The organism is Alkalicoccobacillus murimartini, from assembly GCF_030813245.1.
Lineage (GTDB): Bacteria > Bacillota > Bacilli > Bacillales > Bacillaceae_D > Alkalicoccobacillus > Alkalicoccobacillus murimartini.
In genome coordinates this window covers 848,822-873,514 of record NZ_JAUSUA010000002.1, presented here as the reverse complement: position 1 = coordinate 873,514, position 24,693 = coordinate 848,822, and the positions used below count along the sequence as shown (strand labels likewise).

The 24,693-nt window shown below is 39.6% G+C and carries 24 protein-coding genes; 18 read left to right on the top strand and 6 right to left on the bottom strand.

What is annotated here, in order from left to right; translation table 11 throughout:
* Window positions 1–22: 22 nt before the first annotated feature.
* Window positions 23–1,921 (top strand): PTS fructose transporter subunit IIABC, encoded by a 1,899-nt coding sequence (locus tag J2S05_RS10665; protein ID WP_306982594.1) that lies wholly within the window; start codon window positions 23–25, stop codon window positions 1,919–1,921.
* A 587-nt stretch (window positions 1,922–2,508) separates the two neighbouring features.
* Here the strand turns inward: J2S05_RS10665 and J2S05_RS10660 are convergent.
* Both J2S05_RS10660 and J2S05_RS10655 read right to left on the bottom strand, forming a co-directional pair.
* The gene (locus J2S05_RS10660; protein WP_306982593.1) at window positions 2,509–4,338 is read right to left on the bottom strand and encodes a YhgE/Pip domain-containing protein; all 1,830 of its coding nucleotides are present in this window, start codon (window positions 4,336–4,338) and stop codon (window positions 2,509–2,511) included.
* Entirely contained in the window at window positions 4,339–6,330 is a 1,992-nt protein-coding gene (locus J2S05_RS10655) for an efflux RND transporter permease subunit (RefSeq protein ID WP_370873636.1), read from the bottom strand.
* Window positions 6,331–6,550: 220 nt separating this feature from the next.
* Here J2S05_RS10655 and J2S05_RS10650 point away from each other — a divergent pair, with 220 nt between their 5' ends.
* The 4 genes from J2S05_RS10650 to J2S05_RS10635 all read left to right on the top strand — a co-directional run bounded on the left by J2S05_RS10650 (window position 6,551) and on the right by J2S05_RS10635 (window position 9,681).
* On the top strand, window positions 6,551–7,141 hold the full coding sequence (locus J2S05_RS10650; protein WP_306982591.1) for a TetR/AcrR family transcriptional regulator: 591 nt from the start codon (window positions 6,551–6,553) through the stop codon (window positions 7,139–7,141).
* Between the two features lie 33 nt (window positions 7,142–7,174).
* On the top strand, window positions 7,175–7,624 hold the full coding sequence (locus J2S05_RS10645) for a hypothetical protein (protein ID WP_306982589.1): 450 nt from the start codon (window positions 7,175–7,177) through the stop codon (window positions 7,622–7,624).
* A 92-nt stretch (window positions 7,625–7,716) separates the two neighbouring features.
* Window positions 7,717–8,028 (top strand): group-specific protein, encoded by a 312-nt coding sequence (locus J2S05_RS10640; RefSeq protein ID WP_306982587.1) that lies wholly within the window; start codon window positions 7,717–7,719, stop codon window positions 8,026–8,028.
* Between the two features lie 90 nt (window positions 8,029–8,118).
* A complete protein-coding gene (locus tag J2S05_RS10635; RefSeq protein WP_306982585.1) occupies window positions 8,119–9,681 on the top strand; it encodes a histidine kinase N-terminal 7TM domain-containing diguanylate cyclase in 1,563 nt (520 codons plus the stop codon).
* A 165-nt stretch (window positions 9,682–9,846) separates the two neighbouring features.
* On the opposite strand, the gene J2S05_RS10630 is transcribed toward J2S05_RS10635, so the two are convergent.
* Together J2S05_RS10630 and J2S05_RS10625 are read right to left on the bottom strand one after the other, a co-directional pair.
* On the bottom strand, window positions 9,847–10,479 hold the full coding sequence (locus tag J2S05_RS10630; RefSeq protein ID WP_306982583.1) for a hypothetical protein: 633 nt from the start codon (window positions 10,477–10,479) through the stop codon (window positions 9,847–9,849).
* An 88-nt stretch (window positions 10,480–10,567) separates the two neighbouring features.
* A complete protein-coding gene (locus J2S05_RS10625) occupies window positions 10,568–11,497 on the bottom strand; it encodes a LysR family transcriptional regulator (protein ID WP_306982581.1) in 930 nt (309 codons plus the stop codon).
* A gap of 143 nt (window positions 11,498–11,640) precedes the next feature.
* Here J2S05_RS10625 and J2S05_RS10620 point away from each other — a divergent pair, with 143 nt between their 5' ends.
* The 4 genes from J2S05_RS10620 to J2S05_RS10605 are packed head-to-tail and all read left to right on the top strand — an operon-like array spanning window position 11,641 to window position 14,674.
* Window positions 11,641–12,519, top strand: coding sequence for a phosphate/phosphite/phosphonate ABC transporter substrate-binding protein (locus tag J2S05_RS10620; protein WP_306982579.1), 879 nt, complete (start codon window positions 11,641–11,643; stop codon window positions 12,517–12,519).
* A gap of 13 nt (window positions 12,520–12,532) precedes the next feature.
* Window positions 12,533–13,294: a phosphonate ABC transporter ATP-binding protein gene (gene phnC, locus J2S05_RS10615; RefSeq protein WP_306982577.1), complete on the top strand. Its 762-nt coding sequence runs from the start codon at window positions 12,533–12,535 to the stop codon at window positions 13,292–13,294.
* A complete protein-coding gene (phnE, locus tag J2S05_RS10610; RefSeq protein ID WP_306982576.1) occupies window positions 13,287–14,072 on the top strand; it encodes a phosphonate ABC transporter, permease protein PhnE in 786 nt (261 codons plus the stop codon). Before phnC ends, phnE begins: the two co-directional genes overlap by 8 nt.
* An 11-nt stretch (window positions 14,073–14,083) precedes the next feature.
* Entirely contained in the window at window positions 14,084–14,674 is a 591-nt protein-coding gene (locus J2S05_RS10605) for a histidine phosphatase family protein (protein WP_306982575.1), read from the top strand.
* Window positions 14,675–14,804: 130 nt separating this feature from the next.
* On the opposite strand, the gene J2S05_RS10600 is transcribed toward J2S05_RS10605, so the two are convergent.
* Entirely contained in the window at window positions 14,805–15,269 is a 465-nt protein-coding gene (locus J2S05_RS10600) for a RidA family protein (RefSeq protein WP_306982573.1), read from the bottom strand.
* Between the two features lie 191 nt (window positions 15,270–15,460).
* On the opposite strand from J2S05_RS10600, the gene J2S05_RS10595 reads away from it, so the two are divergent.
* The 6 genes from J2S05_RS10595 (at window position 15,461) to J2S05_RS10570 (ending at window position 21,202) form a co-directional block, all read left to right on the top strand.
* Window positions 15,461–16,255 carry an ABC transporter ATP-binding protein gene (locus tag J2S05_RS10595; RefSeq protein WP_306982571.1) on the top strand — a complete coding sequence of 265 codons (795 nt, stop codon included), beginning with the start codon at window positions 15,461–15,463 and terminating at the stop codon, window positions 16,253–16,255.
* Window positions 16,256–16,269: 14 nt separating this feature from the next.
* A complete protein-coding gene (locus tag J2S05_RS10590; protein WP_306982569.1) occupies window positions 16,270–17,133 on the top strand; it encodes an ABC transporter permease in 864 nt (287 codons plus the stop codon).
* A gap of 15 nt (window positions 17,134–17,148) precedes the next feature.
* Window positions 17,149–18,150, top strand: a complete 1,002-nt coding sequence (locus tag J2S05_RS10585) for an ABC transporter substrate-binding protein (protein WP_306982567.1) — start codon at window positions 17,149–17,151, stop codon at window positions 18,148–18,150.
* Between the two features lie 14 nt (window positions 18,151–18,164).
* The gene (locus J2S05_RS10580; protein WP_306982566.1) at window positions 18,165–18,923 is read left to right on the top strand and encodes an isochorismatase family protein; all 759 of its coding nucleotides are present in this window, start codon (window positions 18,165–18,167) and stop codon (window positions 18,921–18,923) included.
* A gap of 63 nt (window positions 18,924–18,986) precedes the next feature.
* Window positions 18,987–20,201, top strand: coding sequence for an MFS transporter (locus J2S05_RS10575; RefSeq protein ID WP_306982565.1), 1,215 nt, complete (start codon window positions 18,987–18,989; stop codon window positions 20,199–20,201).
* Between the two features lie 62 nt (window positions 20,202–20,263).
* Window positions 20,264–21,202 carry a LysR family transcriptional regulator gene (locus J2S05_RS10570; protein ID WP_306982563.1) on the top strand — a complete coding sequence of 313 codons (939 nt, stop codon included), beginning with the start codon at window positions 20,264–20,266 and terminating at the stop codon, window positions 21,200–21,202.
* 103 nt (window positions 21,203–21,305) lie between these two features.
* Here the strand turns inward: J2S05_RS10570 and J2S05_RS10565 are convergent, their stop codons facing one another.
* A complete protein-coding gene (locus J2S05_RS10565; protein ID WP_306982561.1) occupies window positions 21,306–21,923 on the bottom strand; it encodes a GDSL-type esterase/lipase family protein in 618 nt (205 codons plus the stop codon).
* A gap of 119 nt (window positions 21,924–22,042) precedes the next feature.
* Here J2S05_RS10565 and J2S05_RS10560 point away from each other — a divergent pair, with 119 nt between their 5' ends.
* The 3 genes from J2S05_RS10560 (at window position 22,043) to glsA (ending at window position 24,685) form a co-directional block, all read left to right on the top strand.
* Window positions 22,043–22,357: an ArsR/SmtB family transcription factor gene (locus J2S05_RS10560; RefSeq protein WP_306982559.1), complete on the top strand. Its 315-nt coding sequence runs from the start codon at window positions 22,043–22,045 to the stop codon at window positions 22,355–22,357.
* A gap of 89 nt (window positions 22,358–22,446) precedes the next feature.
* Entirely contained in the window at window positions 22,447–23,616 is a 1,170-nt protein-coding gene (locus tag J2S05_RS10555; protein ID WP_306982557.1) for an MFS transporter, read from the top strand.
* A 139-nt stretch (window positions 23,617–23,755) separates the two neighbouring features.
* Window positions 23,756–24,685, top strand: a complete 930-nt coding sequence (glsA, locus tag J2S05_RS10550; protein ID WP_306982555.1) for a glutaminase A — start codon at window positions 23,756–23,758, stop codon at window positions 24,683–24,685.
* Window positions 24,686–24,693 lie beyond the last annotated feature (8 nt).

Sequence of the window (24,693 nt, the reverse complement as noted above, 5' to 3'; positions counted from 1 at the left end):
GGTGGGTCTGGGAGGGATTTTTGTGGAATTAGTAGACATTCTTACTAGAGATAATATTATATTGAATCTCAAAGGTACAGATCAGGATGCTGTAATTGACGAATTAGTGGGTAAATTAACTGAGAATCAACTTACGAATGATCCGATTTCCTTTAAAGAAGCTATTTATAAACGAGAGAATGAAATTTCTACAGCAGTAGGATATGGAGTAGCGATTCCACATGCAAAATCAAAATCTGTTTCTAAGCCGACAATCATCATGGGTCGTACGCTTCAAGGAATTGATTATGGAGGACAGCATACTAACTTAATCTTTATGATTGCTGCACCTGAAAATGCGTCAAATGAACATCTCTCTCTTTTATCAAAGCTCTCAACATTTTTAATGAACGAAACGTTTCGAGCCAAATTACTTGTAGCCACTTCAATGGATGAAGTCATAAAAACGATTCAAGATCAGTCCGTATTAAGTGAACCTGCTGAAACTGAAAAGCAGGATTCCGGGAAATATATTGTTGGTATTACGGCTTGTATGACAGGTATTGCTCATACGTATATGGCGGCAGAATCATTAAAAGAAGCCGCAGCTAAACGCGGCATGAAGATTAAGATCCAAACAAATGGCGCGAATGGACCAGAAAATCGTTTAACTGCATCAGATATTCAGAATGCGGATGCGATTGTTGTGGCACATGATGTTAGAGTGGATACGGATGTATTCAAGGGCAAACGTTTTGTAGATGTCCCAGTAAAAAAGGCGATTAGTCATGCGGATCAATTAATTGACCAAGCACTCGCTTATGATATTCGTGACCCTCAGTCTGAGCATGTTTCAGAATCGCATGCTGAACCTGAGAAGAAGTCAGGTTTGAATTTCTATAAGCATATTATGAGTGGTGTATCGTACATGATCCCATTTGTAGTGGTAGGTGGTATCTTCATTGCCATATCATTTATGTTTGGAATTTATGCAGCTGATCCTCAAAGTGATCAGTATAATATCTTTGCAGAGTTCTTCAGTCAAGTGGGTGGAGAAGCAGCATTCGCTCTAATGGTTCCTATCTTGGCTGGGTTCATTGGATACAGTATTGCGGATAAGCAAGGTCTTGCTCCAGCTATGATCGGTGGTATGGTCGCAAGTATTGGTGGATCTGGATTCCTAGGTGGGATGTTTGCCGGATTTGTGGCTGGATTCTCAGTTTTGTATATTGGACGAGCTTTTGCTAAAGTACCAAAGGCCTTCCAAGGCTTAATATCCGTTTTATTAGTTCCATTATTAAGTACTCTTATTGTTGGCGCATTTATGTTCTTTGTCTTAAATACACCAATGTCCTTACTCAATATATTCTTAGAGAACTGGTTAACTGGTCTTACAGGTATTAATGCAGCAATCTTAGGTGCATTGTTAGCTGGTATGATGGCATCAGACATGGGTGGACCGATTAACAAGACAGCTTCTGCCTTTGGTTTAGCTATGTTTGCAGCGAATATCTTTGAGCCTTCTGCCGCTCTTATGGTTGGAGGTATGGTCCCACCAATCGGGATTGCACTAGCTACAACATTCTTTAAGAACCGGTTCACTCTTCAAGAAGCAGAGGCTGGAAAAGCAAGTTATGTACTAGGAGCAAGCTTTATCACAGAGGGAGCGATTCCTTTTGCCGCAGCAGATCCATTACGGATTATTCCTGCAAATATCGTAGGTGCCGCAATTGGTGGAGCAGCGTGTATGGCATTAAACATCTCGTTACAAGCACCACATGGCGGAATCTTTGTCATACCAATAGCAAGTAATCATCCATTCCTTTACATCGGATGTATCCTACTTGGTTCGATCGTTACCTGCCTCATGATTGGATTCTTGAAGAAACCACTTTCTGAACAGGCTCGAAAAAAAGGAAAAGAAATGGATTCGGTTATATAATGAATGAGGTAATACATTAAGACAATCCCCTGTGTAGAAGAACCTGCACAGGGGATTATTTTTTATGATTAACCTTCAAAAGTTATCTAAATTGCCATGAGTTAGAAGACAATGGAGAGTCATTTTTTAATTGACCGCTATATATAAAATAAGTATAATTATGACTAATAAAGCGTAACATAATAGAAAGACCGCCTAATGCTAGTAACATTAGACGGTAATTATAGAATGGCTCCCACCAAAGGGGTCAGCAATGGGTAGAGAAAGTAATCCACTTAAGCCGCACAGCTCAAGGGTGGGTTACTTTTTTGTCTTTAAAGCAATGACAGACACGATAACAGATGTGAGTGAAATGAGAATCATAATCCACGCCTGAGTCGGTGTCATAGTAGCACCCCCTTTCTATAGGGGAGTGCTGACCACCCTTGAGATCGCCTATTCTATTACTACTAAACTATCAAAGATCAGATGAAGAGTCTGTCGAATCTAGTCACACGTTCGTTTGAACATCAAAACGGACGTTCGACCGCTTAAAAAAAACGTAAGCCGTCATGCAAGGAGCATGACGGCTTACAATGTATTATGAATCAATCCCACCCGAATAACTGTAAAAAACGCTGCCATATACTGGGCTCTTCTTCATCTTCAGCGGCTTGTTCTGAATCATCAGGTGTTTTGATGCTTTCTGTTTGGATGACAAATTGTACGTTTTCAATGACATCGTTATTTTCTGGTGAAACAAAGGAGATCGGTTCAAAGTCAGATTTATCATATTGGGAGATCATCTCGTCAATTTCTTGTTGTAACTGATCAGGAATTTCAGAGGTAGCTGACTCAAGCTCCTGGGTCCCCTCCTGTAGCTCTGATAACCCATTAGAGAGCTCAGAAGCGCCATCAGCTGTTTCACTAATACCTGTGTCGAGCTCTTGGTAGCCGCTAGATAACTGACTTACCCCGTCTGTGTATTCTGTTAGACCGTCGTGAAACGATCCGTATTGAGTAGCAAGTGCTTCGATTCCGTTGCTCAGCTCATTCAGTCCGTCGAGGCCTTCTCCAACGTCTATTCCGTTAATAGCTTCTTGCACAGATGTTGAGAATTCATCGATACCTTTACTCACCTGAGTAGCAGATGAACTCATTTCTTCTAAAGCAGGCTCGACAGCTTCAAAGCCTTCATCGACCGCATCAAAGGTTGCTTTTGCCTTACTTGCTGCAGCATACGTTTCGATAAGCTTTTCTACGGCTTCTGATTCAGGGTTATTCACATAAAGCTGCTGAATCTCTTCCTCACTGATCTCGTGCTCCGGAATCTCATCCATCGCTTCTTTTAATGTTTCGTAAGACTGTTGATAACCGGCGTTTAATTCGGTAATGCCTTCAGCTAACTCGCTGATTCCAGCTGAAAATTGGTCAAGTGCTGAAAATAGCTCATCATCTAGGCCGATGTCGAAGTCCATATCTAGATCATCCGATTGCAATCCTTCATTTAGCTCCAATAAACCCTCTTCAATACTACTTGAAGCTGAAACCAGCGCTGATCCAGCACTTGCCGTTTCTGAGACCCCTTGTTGGTAGTCAGATGAGCCTGTTTCTAACTGTTGTAGCCCATTGGCTAATTCACTAACTCCGCTTTTTACTTCCCCGATCCCATCATTCAACTCAGAAATGGCACCAGTTAAGGAATCAAATTCTCCTGTTAACTCCTCTGTGTCCGGAGAATCAATGGCGAAGGAGGAAGGCAGTGCAGATATCTCAATCCCCTCAAGTTCAAAATCTGTGACTGTAGCTGATAGCTCGAGATGTGCCTCTTCCTCTGGCATAACAGTAAAAGCAATTTGTTTATTTTCCCCTGCATTTGCCACAGCCGCAGTTGGTGCTTCGATCTGTGTAAACTTATTGCTATCAAGAGGAATGGAAACTTGTAATAAATAGTTTTCAAAAAAAGCAGGATCAACCTCATCATTTTGGTAAACCTGAATGTCTAATTCGAATGCACCTTCTTCACCTATCAAATCAGAGGGTTCTACCTCTTGACCGTCTAATGAATAGGTAATCTCAAATTCCCAAGGGAGTTCCGTTTGTGTTGTTAGGTTGCCTTGATAATAAAACCTACCTGTAGGTAACTGTAGATCAATCTCGTTTGAGTCGGTTTGAGTGATCTCTGATACATCCGTTAAGTTAATCACTTGATCATAGGAACCATAATCTTGTACAGCACCTTCATCTGTAACCTCTAGCGCATTAACAATATAGAGTTCATTAACCAATCCGTTAGCTTGCAAATTTGCATAGACTACTTCGTCCTTGGAAGAAATGGACCCTTCTGTTGCTGCCAGTGCTGAAGGAGCAGCAACGAGTGAAAAGGATTGATGAACAAGTAGTGTAGTAGCAACAAAAATAGGTAATTTTTGTTTCATTTATTCTTCCTCCTCGTAAAAATCAGCTTTATACGTTGTCTTTTTAATTAATTTATCCGAAATCCAAAGTAACGCCGGTAGGAATAAGATTACGAGAATATAAGCCAGGGCTGCACCTCTACCAAGCAATAATCCTATGGATGAGACGGTTGGATTACTTGAAGTGAACCATAGAATAAATCCAACACTCGAGAGAATAGCGGCCGATATCGTAATGGAAAAGATCTGTTCATCCAATGCCTTTTTTATAGCAGGGATAGCAGGCATTGATTTTCGATGGTGTTTATACGTCTCCATTAACAAAATGGCGTAATCAATCGTCGCCGCTAGTTGCACCGTACTGACAATTAAGTAACCAACAAATACAAGTGAATCGTTTGTAAAATAAGGTACGGCTAGGTTTATCCATACCGCTGCTTGAATCGTTAACAGAAGGACAATAGGAATCGAGATGGAACGGAACGCAAATAGTAGAACAATCGCAATCGTTACGATGGTGACAGTATTGACCATTCGATTATCCTTGCTTACCGTTTCTTTCATATCGTAGAGCGTGACACTTTCTCCGAGTGTATAAGCCGAGTCCCCATAATAGGTACTTGAAAGTTCACGAATCTGCTCAACTAACCGAAAAGGAATATCTCCTTCTACCTCTGCATTTGTAAACACAGTGAGTCGGCTGTAGTTCTCGGATTGAAATTCTTTTATGATTGACTCATCTATAAATTGCACCGGAATCGCTGTACCAATTGCTGTGGCATACGACATCACAGAGTCTACATAAGGCAGACCTTCAATCTCTTGAGCAAGCTCTTCCTCTTTAGCAAGGTCATCATTAGGAACTAACACCACAATAGGTGTGGATTGACCAAATACCTCATCAATTTTGATTGCATCTGCTCCTGTACGAGTGTCCTCAGGCAAATCGCCCAGGCCATATGTGAAGGATGTACTTCCTTGTGCCAGAAAGCTTGGTGCAATCAAAGTGAAAACAATGATAAGAGCAGGAATCTTCAGCTTAAGAAGCTTGCCACCAATCCCAGTGAAATCAGGAATCAAACTCTTATGCTGCGTCTTCTCCATCCATTTATAGCCCCATAAAGTGAGGGCAGGTAAGAATACAACAACAGAGATAAAGCTTAAGACAATTCCTTTAACTAGATTTAATCCAAGGTCTGCTCCTACTCCGAAGTCCATGAGCATTAAAGACATAAAACCAAAGAAGGTAGTCAGAGCACTTGTAAAAATAACAGGGAACGAAGCTTTCATTGCCTTGGCCATGGCTTTCTCTGGCGTTTGTTCTGTTTTGAGCTCATCTGAAAAGCGATGAAGAAGAAAAATGGCGTAATCAAGTGAGACCGCTAGCTGAAGAATCGGTGCGACAGATTGAGTAACAAAAGAAATTTCGCCTAAGAATATATTGGTTCCTAAGTTGATTAAGATGGAGACCCCAATCGCTGTTAAGAAAAAGAGAGGCTCTATCCATGATTTCGTTGAAACAACTAAAATAATAATGATAATGGGAACTAATAGTGAGGCAGCATAAATCGTTTCAGTACTCGTCATATTTTGAGAAGTAGCTGTGTTCACCGCTTCCCCGGAAGCCGCATTGTCCTCACCAATTAACTCATAAATTTCTTCGGTGGCTGCAACTTCTGCTCCTGATTCAATGGACAATGAAAACAAGGCGTTACGATCCTTATAGTAGGATTCCACTGTAGCTGTATCAGCTATTTCTAGTGGTATTCGTGTGTCCATCACATCGTCTAGCCAAGAAACGGATGTGACACCTTGAATCGATTCTAAGCTCTCCTTATATTCCAGTGCTTCTTGAACGGAGACATCCTGAATCATGACGTTTGTGTTGGGCATATCTGATGTGAATTCCGATTCCATGAGCTCCAAGCCAATACTAGAAGGAGCCTCATCCGGTAAATATTCGACCATATTATAGTTAATAGATACAAAGAATTGAGCGACTATGGAAATCATAGTCAGAACGGCAAATACAAGGACTACTGCTTTTTTGTGACCAATAATTTTATTTATCAACAATTCATTTCCCCACCTATATTGACTTTCATGTTTATTCCATTAATAGTATATAGACACGGTGTTGGATAAACAACAAACAGTTGATTAGATTCCGTTTTGTAATCAACATATTTAAACAGAGTGTTGGAAAAAATGAAAATGAAGGTGTGAAACTTACGTGAACGAAAAAATAGACAGACGAAAAAAGTATACACGAATGGTTTTAAAGGATGCGATCATTCAACTGTTAAAGGAAAAGCCAATTACGTCTATTACAGTGAAAGAGCTATGCCTTTTAGCTGATATCAATCGATCCACCTTTTATGGACACTACACAGATCAATACGACCTTCTTGATAAAATCAGTGAAGAGGTCGTGGAAGATATGTATCAGACATTGAATCAATACAATTTTAATAAAGAAGAAGAAGCCCTACAAATGACCGAAAAAATCCTTGAGTATGTCGCAGACAAAAGTGATCTCTGTCAGGTGCTGTTAAGCGAAAATGTTGACTCGACTTTTAAGAAGCAGGTCATGGAATTAACAAAACACATCATCATGAGAGAATGGATTGAAGATTTTACTATGAATGACAAACTCTCCGAATACATCCCGTTGCTTGTTTTAAGTGGAAGTATTGACGCAATCGAAAGCTGGCTCATAAATGGACAAAAAGAATCACCAAAGGAAATGGCGACACTCATTCACCACTTCACGAACTACGGATTAATGGGTTTCGTGCAAAGAGAAAGGGGAAAGGAAGAATAAGGAAGAGACTAAGCAAGTAAGGGAGTGTCTTGAATGAGACAATACAAGCTAGGAATAGCCGTTTTATCCCTTTTCATTATATTAATTCTCGTCATCGTTGGTCAGGCGGGCTATTACGTCTATGACCAGGTAAGAGTTGTGACCTATGAGCAAGTGTTAGAGAGGGAGCACGAAAACCTAGAGGAGATTGAACAGGTTGAATTTAGAATTAGTGATTCTGGAGACCATCGTTTTGTATTTGAAGAAGACGCTGAGCTCATTCAGCGGTTGATTGAAGAGCCTTCTGAGATGGGCTTACAAAAGACATCAGGATATACAAGTGAACTTCGCTATATGATTTGGTTTTCCCCTGGTTCTTTATGGATTGATGTGTCTGAGGAGAAAATTCTAGTAGGCACAGACATGTATAGAGTGACAAACCGAAACATCCTGTTTGATTTGATTCAAGAAACAGAAGAGGACCTAGAGTGGGAGGAAATATAAATTAAATGAAATTCTATCTGGCTTCAAGTTTTAAGAATATAGACATTGTTCGAGAGCTTGCTAAACGTCTTTCGGAAGAAGGATTTTAGCACATGTATGACTGGACAGAAGGTAAGAAAGTGCATTCTGTTGAGCAGTTATCCTTGATCGGAGAGCAAGAAAAAGAAGCAGTCAAGCAGTCTGATTTTCTTGTACTGCTCTATCCGGCAGGGAAAAGTAGTCATGTTGAATTAGGTATCGCTTTAGGACTCGGTAAACGAATCTATCTTTATTCTCCTACTAATGAGGTGAATGAGATCGAAAAAACGAGTACATTCTACCATGTTGAAGGCGTAGATAGGTATATCGGGGAATTTGAAGACTTTATGCAATATTTAGTAGGAAAAGAGACTATGCATATATAATATCAATCAACTTTTCATTAAAAAAAGGTAACTTACTAGGTCTTTTATGCTACATTTAAATAAAATGTTTTGTAAAAGAGGGCTGAAGGATTGAGTTCCCAATTAACCGCATATATTACTCTGTTTAGTACATCGGGTGTCATTAATCTTTATTTGTGTATGTATGTGTTTCTTCGACGACACCAGTACACAAATATTTCGTATTATTTTATGTTTTATACGGCAGCTATTTCGATCTATTGCTTTGGTTCTGCTTTAGGTCTGACAGCAACAACACTAGAACAGTTGAAGTTTTGGAATATTATTTTATATATCGGAATGCCAGTATCTGCACCACTTGGTTTATTGTTTGCGATGAAATACTTAGGTATGAAGATAAAGGCAGCGTGGGCTCTGCCTCTTTTGTCGATTTCTGTAATTAGCTTTTTGATGGTCGCGACGAACGATTTTCATCATCTTCATTATCGTGTGTTTGAAATTGATCCTGTCTTGGGGGCACCTTTTGTCCAGCAAGAGATTGGCTCCTGGTACATGATTCACGGTATTTTCACGTTTGTAAGTATGTTTGTGGCGTTTTTTCTCATGCTTTCGCGTTGGAGAGAAACGGCTAAGGTGTATCGCGCACAATTATTATTTTTAATGATAGGTCAATTTGTACCAATGGTCACAGCATTTATCTATCTGTTAGGATTCACTCCTCCAGGCATTGATCCTGTACCAATGGTATTATGGTTCACATCACTTTTGTATGTTTGGTCCATTAACTCAACAAGAATGTTTACGGTCATGCCGATTGCAAAGGATTCTATTTTTAATAGTATTAACGATGGGGTCATTGTGTTAGATGAATCGCATCGTATGATTGAGTTTAATGAAGCCTATAAGAGTATGTTTCCCTCCATGCATAAATCAATGGTTGGAATGGACTTTAAGTATGTGTGGTTAGGGCTCACAGGTGAAGCCTTCCCACTTGATTTGGATTCTGCCGATATCACAAGTGAAATACAGTTGAAAAATGATGATACTCCTTATATCTATCAAGTGCGCATGTCTCCTCTGCAACACGCGAATAATCGTAAAGGATTATTACTTATATTTACTGAGGTGACTGAGCTAAAAAGATTGCAGCTAGAGTTAGAAAATCGTGCGTATTATGATGATTTAACACAAATCTATAATCGTAGAGCCTTTTTCGAGAAAAGTGAGCATGAATTTAGTTTAACGAAGCAGACGGCAAGTCCTTACTCTATTATATTAATGGATATTGATTATTTTAAAAAAGTGAATGATACCTTTGGTCATGACGTGGGGGATCAATTGCTGATGCATGTAGTGCATGTATGCCAAACAGACCTTAAGGAAGACGTCCTGTTTGCTCGTTATGGTGGGGAAGAGTTTGTTATTGGGCTAAATAACTACACAGGAGCAGAAGCAGAGATAGTCGCTAATCAGCTCCGACTTCGTTTGGAATCCAAGCCATTAATTATGAACGATGTGGCCATCTCGATAACTATTAGTAGTGGTTTAGCTGAAGCCAGTGAGGATACTGAGGAAACACTGCATCAGCTGTTGAAAAAGGCTGACAAAGCCTTATATGTGGCGAAGAGGCAAGGGCGAAATCAAGTGCAGGTTTATGCAGAGGATGCGAGTTGAGCGATCCTCTGCTTTTTTGCGCATTTCTATGGTGAATTCGCGCATTTTAAGAAATTTTGAGCGTTCTAGTTATTTTTTGAGCATGAACGTATGTTTTTTGAGCATTTATGACTTTTTTGAGCCAAACCTCAACATTTTCGAGCATTTATATCAAATTTTTGAGCATTAAGGCCTTTGCTTTTCCCACTTAATCCTAACGTAGAGGATGGGGGTAGCGATCATTAGGATAATTGTACTTAAGAAGACTGAAAAAGCACCTATCTCGTAAGTTGTTACACGATACTTGATCAAAAAGGAATCTTCCTCGGACCTCCAAGTGTACCTATTTTTAGTTGTAGATTCTGCGTTAGCACCAGTTACATGAGTGGAATCTAACACAAGCAGGAACTCATTTTCCTCATACTGCTTTGTTATGTCTGCAGGGATATCTAATTGAATATCTAACCTCTCTGACCGGTAAAAAGGCAGTCTTCGTATTCCACCAGACCAAATGATAGCATCTGATGCTATGTAACTATCATGCTCCCAAAAAGACATGTGGGAGCGGGCTTGTTTTTCATTATTAAATACGATGGAGTGCGTGTAATCTTGATATGTAGCTTCCCCAGTAAAAACTCTTTCCGCATTCATTTGTTCTACCATATCGTTTAGAGCTGCTTCACTTATTTGCTCATCTACAGGTAGCTTTAACTCTAATTGTGGATTTATTGCTGATTCCCACCTCATCACATATGTGATCAAAACATAGATCATAAATACATACAGACACATTACAAAAATCTTTTTCCTTCTCCTCATAGCATCAACCCTTAAAAAAACAGATAATGCCATCCTATCAAAATCCGGAAGATGTGACATCCATAAATTCAACCAGCATTATGTAGGATTATTCTGATTGAGTAGAAGTTGTCTCATCCTCTTTTTGATAATCCCCCCACATCGCCTGAATAAGGGCAATCATACTTTGCTGCAAGGGAGAGAGGCGCCGTTGTGGGTGATGAATTAAATAGACGGATCGGCGGTTTTTGGCTTCTATTTCTTTGAAGATCAAGAGACCAGATTTTATTTCTTCTTCAATGGAGAGCCTTGATACAACAGCGATGCCGCTGTTCGTGAGTAGGGCTTTTTTTATGGCTTCTGCACTTTGGATTTCTGTTTCGTATCGACATGTGATATTTGCTTTTTGGCACCAACTACGAAAGGTTTTTGTCGAGGTTGAGTGTTGGTCACGCAGCAAAAATCGTTCGTTCACTAGGACACTTGGGTCATGGAGCGGATAGTGTGCAAAGGGGTGGTGAACGTTTATTGCAATACCTATAGGGTCTTCTTTGATTGGAATAGCCGCTACGTCCTCGATATCTTCTTTGTGGGCAATGATGATACCAATATCAATCGTAAAGTCGTGTACAAGCTGACGAATGGTACGAGTGTTGTACTTGAGAATAGAAAGGTCTATGTCTGGAAATTGAGCAAAGATCTTTGGCAACGTGGAAGGAATGATGGTGTTGGCTACGGTGTTACTTGCGCCAATGATGATGGAGCCTTGTTTTTCATGTTGAATGTCTTGAATGATTTGCTTCGTTTGATTATGAATTTGGAGGATTTGTTGAGCATATGGAAGCAAGGCTCTTCCTGTTGAAGACAGGGTTGTCCTTCTCCCGTGGTACTCAAAGAGTGCTAGGTTACTTTTTTGCTCCATCTTTTTTATATGAAAAGTTATAGTGGGTTGGCTTAGCTGAAGTTGCTTGGCCACCTTGGTAAGCTGACCCGTTTGATAAATAGACAGTAGAATTTCATATTGCTGTAACGTAAACATCCAAAATTCCTCCTATTGATAAAATCTATACATTGTCATTATTTTATAAAAAAATTCTTAATATTAGCTTAGGCTTACGTTAATTTATTGTTAATGTCTCCTTGGTAATCTAAGGTTGTACTTTTACAAGGGAGGTTTTTAGTATGAAAAAACAGATTCTATTAACGATGGTGTCGGGTTTTGCGGTTTTTCTTGCGGCTTGTGGGACAGAGAGTCAGGCAAGTGCGGAGAATGAAGGGAAAGAGCTTGAGACGATCCGTTTTGTCGATACAGGTGCAGAAGGAATGGAAGAATTGTCTAGAGAATTTGGTCCTTTTAAAGATGAACTAGAAAAAGCAACGGAACGAACAGTCGAATTCTTCTCCATATCAAACAGAACGGCAGCGGCTACGGCCATGGAATTTGGACAAGTTGATATCGTACTGACTGGCCCTGGTGAATATGTGTCTATGAAAAATATGACTGATGTAAAAGGGGTCGTTGGAATTACTAGACCCGGTTATCGAAGTGTTATTGCAGTTCCAGCTTCAAGTGATATACAGTCCATTGAAGATTTGAGAGGCAAGAAAATTGCGATGAAAGATGTTGGATCTACCTCAGGCCACATTGCTCCTGTTGGTCTTTTAATGGAAGCCGGTCTGGATCCTCAAGATGACGTGGATACATTAATGCTTGGTGAGACGTTTGTTGAAGCTTTTAAAATGGGCGAAACAGATGCAGTTGCCTTTTCTCTATCTCGTTACAACGACCTTGTGGAAGAGTGGGGAGAGGAGAATATTCGAGTATTGGCTGAAAGTGAGGATTTACCTAATGATTTGTTTGTGGCAAGTCATGAATTATCAGATGAAGTAGTAGAAGAGCTCCGTCAAACAATGATAGACAATCAAGATGAGTTACTAGAGAGCATGCTGATCACAGGTGAACATGATCATTATGAAGAGAGCGAGTTTGTCTTGGTAGATGACAATGATTACGATGATCTTCGTTTGATCTATGAAGAGTTAGGCATCGAGCTAGATTAGATGGAGGGGTCGAATGTTACAACTTAAACAAGTATCAAAGGCTTTTCATAATGGGACAAAAGCGTTGTCATCCGTTGATTTGACTGTGCAAAAGGGAGAACTAGTCATTTTACTTGGCCATAACGGTTCAGGTAAATCTACGCTTCTTCGCACAGTTGGAGGGCTGGAGTCACTTTCCTCAGGAGAGATTTTTCTCGATGGGCGGTCAATCTCTCAAGCGAATGGAAAAGAGCTTCGACAACTCCAGAAGGAAATGGGAAATGTATTTCAAAAGTTTAATCTCATTCCAAATATATCGGTTTTTCAAAATGTATTATTTGGTGCCTTAGGTCGTCATCCATCTGTCATCACAACGTTCCATCCCTTTGCTAAAAAAGAATTAAGAGAAAGTGCGATGCATTGTCTGGAACGAGTGGGTCTTGGCCATTTGGCCTCTCGACGTGCTGACCAGCTGTCAGGAGGGCAGCAACAAAGGGTGGCTATTGCTCGTATGCTTATTCAAGAACCCACTGTTGTGCTTGCGGATGAGCCCATTGCTTCTTTAGATCCTAAAGCTGGTATTGAGGTGATGAATTTATTAATTGAAGTGGCACAGGAGCAGGGATTGACGCTGATTTGTACTCTTCATCAGCTAGATTTAGCCCTTACGTATGGGAATCGTTTTGTAGGACTCAATAACGGAAAGATTGTGCTTGATGAGTTAAAAACAAACCAAACTGTGCATTCATTCGACCGTCTTTATTATGAACAGAAGGAGATCCTCACTCATGTCTAATCTTCCTCCTCCGCGTTTTTCAATGCCTCCTGTGTGGAGCTGGATCGTCATCGTTGGCTTTGTTGGTTTCTTTATGTCAGGTATGATCAATGCAAATATCTCGTTGGATCGAATTGTAGCAGGTTCACAAAATATCGGGACCTTTCTTTCGAGGGCTGTACCACCCGATGTAAGCCGGTGGAGTAGCATCTCCATGGCGATGTTGGAAACGTTTGAGATTGCATTAGTTGGGACAGTATTTGGTGTAATAATTAGCTTACCCATTGCCTTATTAATCTCAAAAAATACCACGCCTCATCCGCTTATCAGCACAGTCATTCGATTTATCGTATCTATTATGCGTACAGTACCGGACTTAGTTTGGGCTCTACTTTTTGTTATCTCAGTGGGACTTGGCCCTTTTGCAGGGATCTTGACCATTATGGTTGATACTACGGCTTTCTGTGCGCGCTTCTTCTCTGAACGAATAGAGGAAATGGATAAAGGTCCACGTGAAGCGATTCAGTCTACAGGAAGTAATCGTTTGGGTGTTTATTCCGCATCCATTGTTCCGATTGGCTTTCCTTCCTTTGTAGCTACAAGTTTGTTCTCAGTAGAAAAAGCGATTCGATCAGCCGTTGTGCTTGGATTAGTTGGCGCAGGTGGTATAGGAATAGAATTATCTACATCTATGTCATTAATGAAATATGATGAAGCATTTATGATTATTATCATTATTTTTATAGTGGTTGTCTTAGTAGAGCAGCTATCCGCTGCCATTCGAAAACGTATTTTATAGGAGGATTTATTTTGTTATGTATCGTCAGGCACGGAGAATCAGAGTGGAATGTCATAAAGAGACTTCAAGGACAAAAGGATATTCCATTAAGCAAAAAAGGCATTCAGCAGGCGAAGAAATTAGCTACCCATTTTATAGATCAAAACATTCATTTTGAATATGTGTTTACAAGTGACTTAAAGAGAGCGAATCAAACAGCACAATGGCTCACAGAAGCTATGCCTATAAGTGGAATCAAAACAGAAACAGCTCTACGTGAGCGATATTACGGCGAGCTAGAAGGAAGACTCATAACGGATATTGTTGATACGCTACCGGACTTTCAAATAAACTTTGGGGTGCCGATGAGATATGGCATGGAGTCGCTTGAAGACATGCAGGAACGAATGGTGACAGCCATCACAAACATTGCCAAAATGACAGAAGGCGCACCCACATTAATCGTATCCCACGGCGGAGCAATCAATGCCTTTCTTCACCGGATTACAAATGGAGAAATTGGAACCGGTAAAGGAAAATTAGCGAATACATCCATCACGCAATTACGTTGGTTAGATGATTCCTTTGAGGTTGAAGCGTATAATCATACTCCGCATTTGTAGTATGAAGAAACGGTAGGTTTATACTGAGATTTAGTGGGAGATCTTCTCTTATAATTATTCATAGATATCCTAAAAAAGATCCTTTTTGTGTAAGGATCTTTTTTAGTGACGGATAACCATTAGTCCTTTTTTATTTCAACTCAACGATCATCTCTATCTCCACTGGTGTGTGAAAAGGAAGAGAATTTGCCGAAACGGCAGACCTGGCATGAGTTCCACGTTCTTTGAGTATACGGTTTAGTAAGTCTGAGGCTCCATCTATGACGTGAGGCTGGTCAGCAAAGGTGTTTGTGGAGTTGACGAATGCTAATATTTTTACAACTTGTTTAATGCTGTCCAGACTACCCGTGTGCTGTTTGATAGCTGCTAGGAGATTCAACATCACAATTTCAGCAGCGTGTTTGCCTTCCTCGATCGTTAATTCTTCTCCCAATTTACCTTCGTATTGCAATTCTCCATTTATTCGACAATCCTGTCCAGCTGTGTAAAGTAGACGTCCAACTTGTTTAACAGATACATATCCATTTAATGGGTTGTTCGGTTTAGGTAAGTGTATATTTAAACGTTGCATGTGTTCCTCCGTTAAATCTCGCATCCTCATCCTCCTAGTAGTGTCGGTGTTAGTTTAGTTTATTTTTATAAAAGTGATTATGTCAACTAGTAAAAAACTGAATTAACTAAAAATTCTGTCATGAAATCTCTCAATTTGTTCTTTATATTACCGTGAACCGGCTAATAGATCTGAGTGCTAGAATTTGATTAGACAGATAAAGGAGGTAATCGTACATGGAGTCCCAGCCTTATAAAGTGGAATTACGGAATGTTACCAAAACGTTTGAATCAAAAAAGGGAACGGTAAGCGCGATCGATAATGTAGAAATGCAAATATCTCCTCACAAGTTTGTCAGTATCATCGGTCCGAGTGGTTGTGGCAAGTCAACCTTATTTAATATTATCTCGGGGCTAGATGAACCGAGTGATGGGGAGCTTGTCATCGATGGAATGAATGTAAATGGATCAACGGGGCTTGTCGGATATATGCTACAAAAGGATTTATTGCTACCATGGCGCTCCATCCTCGATAACGTCATTCTTGGAATGGAAATCTTAAAGAAGCCTAAAAACGAGGCGAAAGATATTGCCCTACCTTTACTTGAAAAGTACGGTTTAAAAGGGTTCGAACATAGTTATCCGTCACAATTATCTGGAGGCATGAGGCAACGAGCTGCATTGCTTCGAACGGTTTTATATAACAAGGATATTATTTTATTGGATGAGCCCTTTGGAGCATTAGACGCTCAAACTAGAGCTAATATGCAAGAGTGGTTGCTTGATTTGTGGGATGATTTTCAGAAAACCATTTTGTTTGTTACGCATGATATTGATGAAGCGATTTACTTATCTGATGAGATCTATATTATGACGGCTAGACCAGGAACGGTAAAATGTCGATTGAAAGTGGATCTTGCAAGGCCAAGAAAACCTACTATTACAACGTCTAAAGAATTTATCCGTTTAAAAGAAGAAGCACTGCATCTTCTCTCACAAGAAGTTAAAAAGAGTCAAAAAGAAGGTGCATAAAGGAGGGGAAGGCATTGGCAGAGCATATCAAAACCGTAGATACCGTCGCTGTACCCTCTAATAAACCTAGCAAAGCTAAGTCAAAAAAACGTAGAGCATGGGCAAGCATCGAGAAAGAACCAAAGGAGTGGACACTGCAAGTTGGTAGATTAGGGGTGTTTGCACTATTCATTACGTTGTGGGAGTTGCTGGCGCGATTTGAGATTATTAATTCATTTTTTTGGAGTATGCCATCTGAAATCCTTCAAACATGGCTAATTATCGCAGCCGATGGGTCCGTTTGGTATGACACATTCTATACATTTCAATCAACAATCTATGGATTTTTAATTGGTACAGTTGGCGGGGCTGCTATAGGCTTATCATTCTGGTGGTCTAAATATTATGCAAAGGTTACAGAACCATTCCTCATTATCTTTGAGGCGATGCCTAAATTAGCACTGGCTCCAATTGTAGTGCTGATTTTTGGAATAGGTCTTTCTTCCAAAGTAGCTATGGCTATCGCGATTACAATTATTATTACTACATTAACGACTTATAACGGAATGAAGCAGGTTGACCGGGATTTGGTGAGAATGATTTTTGCGTTGGGAGCATCTAGGTGGCAGGTATTCACGAAGGTAGTTGTTCCATGGACGATGCCGGCGATTATATCCGCACTTAGAATCAATATCGGGCTTGCTCTAACAGGAGCTATAGTTGGAGAGTATATCGGATCAAGTAATGGTTTAGGAAGAATGATCTTTTATGCGGGTCAAACGTATGAAATCTCGCTGATTTGGGCAGGGATATTCAATCTTTCATTACTCTCAGTTCTCCTCTATTTAATTATTTCATGGCTTGAAAAACGTTTGTTGCAGGGTGTGCTTCATAAATAATAAGGGGTGATGATAATGAGAAAGAGTTTACTTATTTTATGTACTAGCATGATACTGATGATTTTATCTGCCTGCGGCTCATCAAGTAGCCAAGGGGCCTCTGCTGAACCTGAAGGTGATATACCCAAATTAATCGTGGCTGAGCCATTACGAGGCTTTGGATATTTACCACTTTATGTAGCTATTAAAGAAGGATTTTTTGAAGGAGTAGAAGTAGAAATAACGACTTTGTCAGGAGGCAGTGCTCACACAAATGCGGTGTTAACAAATGAAGCATGGGCATTCATTGGAGGTCCTGAGCATAATGCATTTGCAAAAGCAAAAAATGCAGATCTAAAAGCTATTGTGAATGTAGTTAATAGAGGTAATGTTTATATGGTTGCAAAAGATGGGTTAGAAGTCGATCAGGATATGGCTACTTTCCTAAAAGGCAAAACGATTGTTACGAACCCTTATGGTGCGACGCCAAATTCAATTACAAGATATCTTCTTAGTGAATGGGGATTGGATGTTGATAAGGATGTAACTTTATTAGAGGTTGATCAGTCCTCTATACCAAGTGTAATAAGTGAAGGAGAGGGAGAAGTAGCTATAGTTGCAGACCCTATTCTTCAACAAGGAATAAATGAAGGTATCTGGGGCGAACCAATCTACAATGTTCCTCAAGAACTAGGGGATTATGCGTATTCTACAATGAATGTTCAATTAGAAACAATTGAAGAGCACCCAGAGCAAGTGGAAGCATTTGTAGAGGGAATGAAAAAAGGTCTAGCCTTCATTAGAGACAATCCAGAAGAAGCATTAGAAACAGCAACAGAAGAGTTTTCCACCATTGATGATGACTTACTTGAAGCGATGATGCAAAGGGCACTAGATGATGAGCATTGGGAATTCTCAGGTGAAATAACTGAAGATTCAATTAGTACAAACCTAAAAGTGGTTGTAAATGCGGATATGTTAGAGGCTGACGCCGTTTCGTATGACGATATTGTAGAATCATCATTTTTCCAAAAATAAAGGAGGAAACGTTTATGAAAAAATCTTGGGATCATTTTTTAACAGACCGGGACAGGCAGGTATTTGGGGATGCTGGTTATGGAAATAATGCGGGGTTAGGTTCAAAACCCGCGCTCTTAATTATTGATGTTAGCTATGATTTTTGCGGTCATAAGCGTGAACCTGTAGAAGAGTCGGTAAAGACATGGAATCTCAGTTGTGGAGAAGAAGCATGGGATGCTGTTGACCATACTCAAACACTATTACACCATGCCAGAGAAAAAAGAATTCCAGTGATCTATACAACAGGAATCGATTCAAGATTAGATGGGTTTGATCGAGGGGCATGGACATGGAAGAATCCTAAGATGAAAGAAGCGCAAGGTGTAGAAGGATTTAGAGGCAATGATATCGTCAAAGAGATCGCTCCATTAGAGACGGATTTATATATCGAAAAATTAAAGCCTAGTGCTTTTCATGGAACGAATTTGTTGACTCACCTTGTACATTTAGGTGTAGATTCGTTGATTGTGACAGGGACAACAACGAGCGGGTGTGTTCGTGCTTCTGTTGTAGATGCATTTTCTTACAATTATCGAATTGGAGTGGTTGAAGAGTGTACATTTGACCGAGGACAAGCTTCTCATGCGATGGCCTTATACGATATGAATGCTAAGTATGCGGATTGTATGTCTTTGGAAGACACCCTTCAATATATAGAAACCGTTGATGAAGGAATCTATGACGACAAGTTAGATTTTGGATCCTTTAAAAGAAAAGTGGCTGCTGAATAATAACGTTGAGGTCTGGATGGGTATCCAGACCTTATTTTATCGATCAGAGAGTGGAGATAAATAATGATTGAAAGAAAGAATGAAGAGTGGACGTTTATCTCTATATGCTGTGGTTTATATTGGTTTGCTCATTCATTAACCAGGCCAGTGATCGCGCTATTTGGTTTATCTATCGGAGCAAGTGACCTACACATTTCATTCATTTTAGCGATTTATGCAGTTATTCCATTGCTTTTAGCTATACCGATTGGCGGTTACATGGAAAAGGTGGGTTCTGAGGTTCTATTCAGATGGGGCGCATGGTTAATGTGCCTGAGCGGCCTCCTATATATCCTTTCAACTAATCTTACTATGTTAATTCTTGCGCAGATCATAGCAGGCATCGGTCAATTATTTGTTTGGCTTACGGTTCAAGTCATGATTACAGGTGATGCAAAAAAAATAAGCAAAACAAAAAGAATTGCTACCTTTTCTTTTTATATGGCATTGGGTCAACTATTAGGTCCCATCATTGCAGGATTCTGTTTAGAGTTACTTGGTTATTCAAGTGTCTTTACTTTATATATGAGTATTTGTCTTGTTTTACTGATATCTGGATATAGAATACGCAAGCTTACTAGCAAAATATCAGTTCCAGCGCACAGAAATAACATGCGCGCAACGTTTTCACTTCTAAAAAATAAAGGAGTAGCTGCTGGATTAGTTGCTTCCTTTGTCATGTTATTTATTGTGGATACTCGCATGTCCTATGTCCCGTTATATTTAGAACATATTGATTATAACTACATGCAGATAGGATTTTTATTAACGGTGGCATCAGGAGCTGGGCTTTTAGTTAAAAGTGTTTATGAACGTATGACTAACAAGTGGAATTTAACCGTTATTTTAACCGGAAGTTTTTTCTTATCTATTATGTTTCTTTTGATTTTACCATTTAGCCATAACTTCCTTGTCATTATAATGGTATTGGCTGTTTCTGGATTCTCATTGGCTATTACTCAATCTGTATCAATGTCACTCATATCAGAACACACAGAGACTAGTGAGAGAGGCATCGCGTTTGGATTACGTCTGCTTATTAATCGTTCCGCGCAATTGGTGAACCCTCTTTATTTTGGATTCGCGCTACCACTACTGGATTACTCGATGTCTTTTCTTTATTTGGGAGCTATTATGACGATTTTTTCTGTGTGTGCCGTATTTTTACTTAGTAGAAAAGATAAGAAAAGGAATCTATTGGACATTCCTCCAATGAAAACTGAAATATATGAGAAGTAATCTTACATTGTCTAAGAATCTATCGTTAATTGTTTTATGATAATAGAAATAGGAGGCGAGATATGGATAAGTTAGATTTAGAACTATTTACATCATTGGCACATGACAGAAGCATGAATAAACTATCTTTGACATATCCACTTTCGTACTCAACCATTTCCAAAAGACTAGAGCTTCTTGAAGAAGAAGTAGGAAAGAAGCTATTTGTAAGATCGAAATCAGGCACAGAGTTCACATTAGAAGGAAGAAAATTCTATTATTTTGCATATAAGAGTTTGCTTATTCTAAATGAAGGCATTCGAATTATGCAGGATACACAGGAAGAAGATAACGAGGTCTTTCAATTTGGTGTAAACAATCCAGTGATGAGGATTGTTTCTCCAATTATCATGCCTTTAATAGAAAAACAAGGACTTTACAAGCGTTGGAAGATACAGGTGAGTTCATCGATTGAATTGCCCATGTTAACAAGCTGTGAGGTGATTCAAATGGCTATTGTTAATCAAAATGACTATATACCAGACAATGTAAAAAGTATTGAGCTTTTTAGTGAACCGATTCATCTGGTTGGTGCTAGAAAGAATAAAGTGTACCATGATCTAATTAATCCAAGCTTTTTGATGAAAGATGCCTGCTTCATTATTCCTAAAAGGGGATACCCATTAAGAGAATTAATTGAAGAGAAATTCTTTCGGGCATATCAAATTCGACCAAAACAAATCATTGAGATAGAAAATTTTTGGGATATTAAAACGCTTGTGAGAGAAGGGGTAGGGTATACACTGCTACCAAGGTCAAGCCTATGGTTAGATACCAAAGGTCTATCGATCTATAATCTCCATGAGAGTAGTTTAAGTCAGTGTTTCTATTTAATCTATCCCGAGAGGTTAGAAGATCAGCAAAAGGATATGATCTCTTTTGTGGTAAAGGGAGTACGGGAACAAGTTAACTACTATAGAGAGCAGGACGGGTTAGATCAAAAATTAAGTCATTATATTTAATTCGAGAACCTTCAAGCGCCGTAACGCCTCGTGATCCTTTATGACATCATAAGTTTATTACATGTTATGCCCTTAATTAAAATTAAGGGCTTTTTACTATGAATCACAAAGGATTAAACCCCGTACGATAAGCCGCAATGGCCATTTGCTCATATCCATGGTTATTTGGGTGAACGCCATCTCTTGATAGAGAACCGGCATCTCTTCTATCAAATATAGAGCTGACATCAACAATTCGCACATGACGATTTCGTTCAAATGTATATAAGCTACGGTTAAATGTAGTTAAAAGCTGATTAAGCTCAGGGTCTTCTAGTAATGGATTGTATAGGGTAAAGATTCGAATGATATAGGGTTTATTGCTCGTTTTTTTCGTCTCGTCGATTAGGTGAATCAGTCGATGTAAGCACTGGTACACATTTGATGCAGTATCGGGTAAATGCTCTATTGAACCTGTTCGTTGCATGTATTTTAGGGCATCAATAAAGTTATTGCCTCCTGCTGTTATGGTCATGATATCTGCTTGGAAGATACGTCTTCTATGTTTAGATGCTAGGCGAACGATTTGTTCACAGGTTAATCCGCTTCTTGCTAATTGTTGAATATAAATGGTTTGTTCGAGTTTCTCAGCGGCTAACTTTCGATAAGGCAGAACAAATCCACCATTTGTTGAACCAACACCTGTTGTGAGTGAATCACCTATTGCAAGATATGAATACATGTTGTCCTCCTCCTTGGTACAGTGTATTGAGTAAGAAAGCGAGGAGGAACGGCAGACATCTCATAGAATAAGAAGAACTTATTGTTGAATATCGGAATAAACCGATATACAATGTAACCATGGAAATTATTGAAGTGCTAAAAGCATTGTCAAATGAAAAAAGACTGCAGATCCTGCATTGGCTTAAGGAACCAGAGAAGCATTTTCCTAAACAACAAGCGCATCTTCCAAAGGAGGTTCACTATAAAGGGGGAGTTTGTGTAGGAGACATTCAAGAAAAGGTTCAAGCCTCTCAATCAACGGTTTCACAACATTTAGCTATGATGCAACGTGCTGGTTTACTTGAATCGGTTCGTTACAACCAGTGGACGTATTATCGAAGAGATGAAGAGACGCTGAAGAAGTTAGTTCAATATTTGGATGTAGAGCTGTAAAGAAGTTCAAGGAATCCATAAAGGATTTCTTTTTTGTGTAATTATATCGGTATATTCCGATTAATAGATATAAGGGTGGGTTATTCAATATGGTATTAACAAAGAAACAAACCATTTTAGCTTTTACGTTAACGTTACTTACATTTGTAATGGGAACAAGTGAATTTGTCATTGTAGGATTATTGTCAGAGGTAGCACAAGATTTAAATGTAAGTGTAGCAGCTGCAGGTACTCTTGTATCAGGATTTGCAATTGCTTATGCGGTGGGGACTCCCTTACTAACTGGATGGGTAAGTCGATTCCCAAAATATCCTCTTATGCTAGTATTAATTGGGATTTTTATTCTGGGGAACGTGGTCAGCGCACTAACTTCTTCGTTTAATGTATTATTAGCAGCACGAATTTTTACAGCTGTTGCAAGTGGAGTTCTTACGGCTTTAGCCATGACGATTGCAAGTGTGACAATGCCGGCTGCCAAGAGATCTTCTGTCATTGCACTGATCTTTGCTGGCTTTACCTTTGCCAATGTATTAGGTGTACCTCTTGGAACATTTATTGGGCAGCTAGGATCTTGGCATCTTACGTTTTGGGTCACTGCGGCGCTTGGTTTGGTAGCTTTTATCATTTCACTATTCGTTCTGCCTAAGTTAAAAGCGAGTGGCGCAAGCTCTCTTAAGCAACAACTCGTTTTATTTAAGGACCCAAAGATCTTGATCGCCTTTTTTATTCCAACGTTTAGTATTGCTGGTACCTATGCGATCTACACATACATTGCGCCTATCTTGGAGGGAGAACTAGGTATCGCCTCTCGTTCAGTGGGACTTGTCCTACTTGTATACGGAATTTTTTCAATCGCTAGTAACTTTTTAGCCGGTAAAATAGCAAGCAGTAAAGGTATTGGTCATTTGCGTTATGCCTTTATTGTACAAGCCTTTATCATCGCTTCTCTATTTGTTACGATGGGCTTCACGGTCGCAGGTTTAATTAGTATTATGCTAATGGCTATTACGCTTTACATGATGAACGCAACCATCCAAGTGTACCTAATGGACAGGGCTGAAGCGTATTCTTCTGGAGCAAGAGACCTTGCATCCTCTTTAACTCCTGTTTCAGTGAATGTAGGTATAACACTAGGCTCTGCATTAGGTGGACTTGTTGTTGCTAATGGAAGCTTGCCATACCTTGCGCTTGTTGGTGGTGCTTGTGCCTTAATCGCTTCGGCACTCTCCTTTATAAGCTACAATATGGATAAAAGCTAAGATATATATTGAACGTACGCAAAGCCTATCTATCATATTTATTTATGGTATATAGGCTTTAGTGCTACTATGAGATTATACAAATGTAATTATTGGATAATCTATTCTATAGGTACATATAGAAATCGGAGTGGATAAAATGAGATGTCAGTCAAACGAAGAATTAGAGGCGTTAGTTGAGGAAGCAAAACAGCTGACCAAACATGGTAAAGTAGCGGATTATATTCCGGCCCTTGCTCTTGCAGATGAGGATAAGCTTTCCGTCGCACTATACTATCCGGATGGTCGTTGCTATTCAGCAGGCGATACATCAGAAAACTTTACGCTGCAGAGTATTTCAAAGGTGCTGACGCTAGCTCTTGCATTAATGGATCGTGGGGAAGAGTATGTGTTTGATCATGTAGGGCAAGAGCCAACAGGGGACCCGTTTAATTCGATTGCGAAGCTTGAAACAAATAAGCCATCCAAGCCTCTAAATCCGATGATAAATGCAGGCGCCTTAGCCATTACACATATGATTCAAGGTGACTCAGTGTCGGATCGATTGGAGAGACTGCTTTTATTCATTCGTAAGCTCTCAGGCAACGATTCACTTACATACAATGCAAAGATAGCCCAGTCAGAATATGAGACAGGTCACCTCAATCGCTCGCTCTGTTACTTTATGAAGCAACATGGTGTGATTGAAGAAGAAGTCGAAGATCTAATGGATTTGTATACAAAGCAATGTGCTATTGAAATGAACTGTCTTGATCTGGCGCGTGTTGGGTGTGTACTAGCAATGGATGGTGCAGATCCAGTGTCTGGGGAGCAAATTATCCCATTGGACATTGCCCGTATCTGTAAAACATTTATGGTGACATGTGGAATGTATAATGCATCAGGTGAATTTGCGATCAAGGTTGGAATTCCAGCAAAAAGTGGTGTCGCTGGCGGAGTGATGGGCTCTCTTCCGAAGAAATGTGGAATAGCGATTTGTGGTCCTTCTTTAGATGATAAAGGCAATAGTATTGCTGGAGTACGTTTGTTAGAAATGATGTCGAAGAAGTATTCGTTGAGTATGTTTTAATGAAAATA

What these genes read in the sequence shown, in the direction of transcription:
- J2S05_RS10660 (WP_306982593.1), bottom strand. Translation starts at nt 4,338, where the DNA reads ATGAAACAAAAATTACCTATTTTTGTTGCTACTACACTACTTGTTCAT.
- J2S05_RS10655 (WP_370873636.1), bottom strand. Translation starts at nt 6,330, where the DNA reads ATGATTTCCATAGTCGCTCAATTCTTTGTATCTATTAACTATAATATG.
- J2S05_RS10645 (WP_306982589.1), top strand. Translation starts at nt 7,175, where the DNA reads ATGAGACAATACAAGCTAGGAATAGCCGTTTTATCCCTTTTCATTATA.
- J2S05_RS10640 (WP_306982587.1), top strand. Translation starts at nt 7,717, where the DNA reads ATGTATGACTGGACAGAAGGTAAGAAAGTGCATTCTGTTGAGCAGTTA.
- J2S05_RS10630 (WP_306982583.1), bottom strand. Translation starts at nt 10,479, where the DNA reads ATGAGGAGAAGGAAAAAGATTTTTGTAATGTGTCTGTATGTATTTATG.
- J2S05_RS10625 (WP_306982581.1), bottom strand. Translation starts at nt 11,497, where the DNA reads ATGTTTACGTTACAGCAATATGAAATTCTACTGTCTATTTATCAAACG.
- J2S05_RS10620 (WP_306982579.1), top strand. Translation starts at nt 11,641, where the DNA reads ATGAAAAAACAGATTCTATTAACGATGGTGTCGGGTTTTGCGGTTTTT.
- phnC (WP_306982577.1), top strand. Translation starts at nt 12,533, where the DNA reads ATGTTACAACTTAAACAAGTATCAAAGGCTTTTCATAATGGGACAAAA.
- phnE (WP_306982576.1), top strand. Translation starts at nt 13,287, where the DNA reads ATGTCTAATCTTCCTCCTCCGCGTTTTTCAATGCCTCCTGTGTGGAGC.
- J2S05_RS10600 (WP_306982573.1), bottom strand. Translation starts at nt 15,269, where the DNA reads ATGCGAGATTTAACGGAGGAACACATGCAACGTTTAAATATACACTTA.
- J2S05_RS10595 (WP_306982571.1), top strand. Translation starts at nt 15,461, where the DNA reads ATGGAGTCCCAGCCTTATAAAGTGGAATTACGGAATGTTACCAAAACG.
- J2S05_RS10585 (WP_306982567.1), top strand. Translation starts at nt 17,149, where the DNA reads ATGAGAAAGAGTTTACTTATTTTATGTACTAGCATGATACTGATGATT.
- J2S05_RS10580 (WP_306982566.1), top strand. Translation starts at nt 18,165, where the DNA reads ATGAAAAAATCTTGGGATCATTTTTTAACAGACCGGGACAGGCAGGTA.
- J2S05_RS10575 (WP_306982565.1), top strand. Translation starts at nt 18,987, where the DNA reads ATGATTGAAAGAAAGAATGAAGAGTGGACGTTTATCTCTATATGCTGT.
- J2S05_RS10570 (WP_306982563.1), top strand. Translation starts at nt 20,264, where the DNA reads ATGGATAAGTTAGATTTAGAACTATTTACATCATTGGCACATGACAGA.
- J2S05_RS10565 (WP_306982561.1), bottom strand. Translation starts at nt 21,923, where the DNA reads ATGTATTCATATCTTGCAATAGGTGATTCACTCACAACAGGTGTTGGT.
- J2S05_RS10560 (WP_306982559.1), top strand. Translation starts at nt 22,043, where the DNA reads ATGGAAATTATTGAAGTGCTAAAAGCATTGTCAAATGAAAAAAGACTG.
- J2S05_RS10555 (WP_306982557.1), top strand. Translation starts at nt 22,447, where the DNA reads ATGGTATTAACAAAGAAACAAACCATTTTAGCTTTTACGTTAACGTTA.
- glsA (WP_306982555.1), top strand. Translation starts at nt 23,756, where the DNA reads ATGAGATGTCAGTCAAACGAAGAATTAGAGGCGTTAGTTGAGGAAGCA.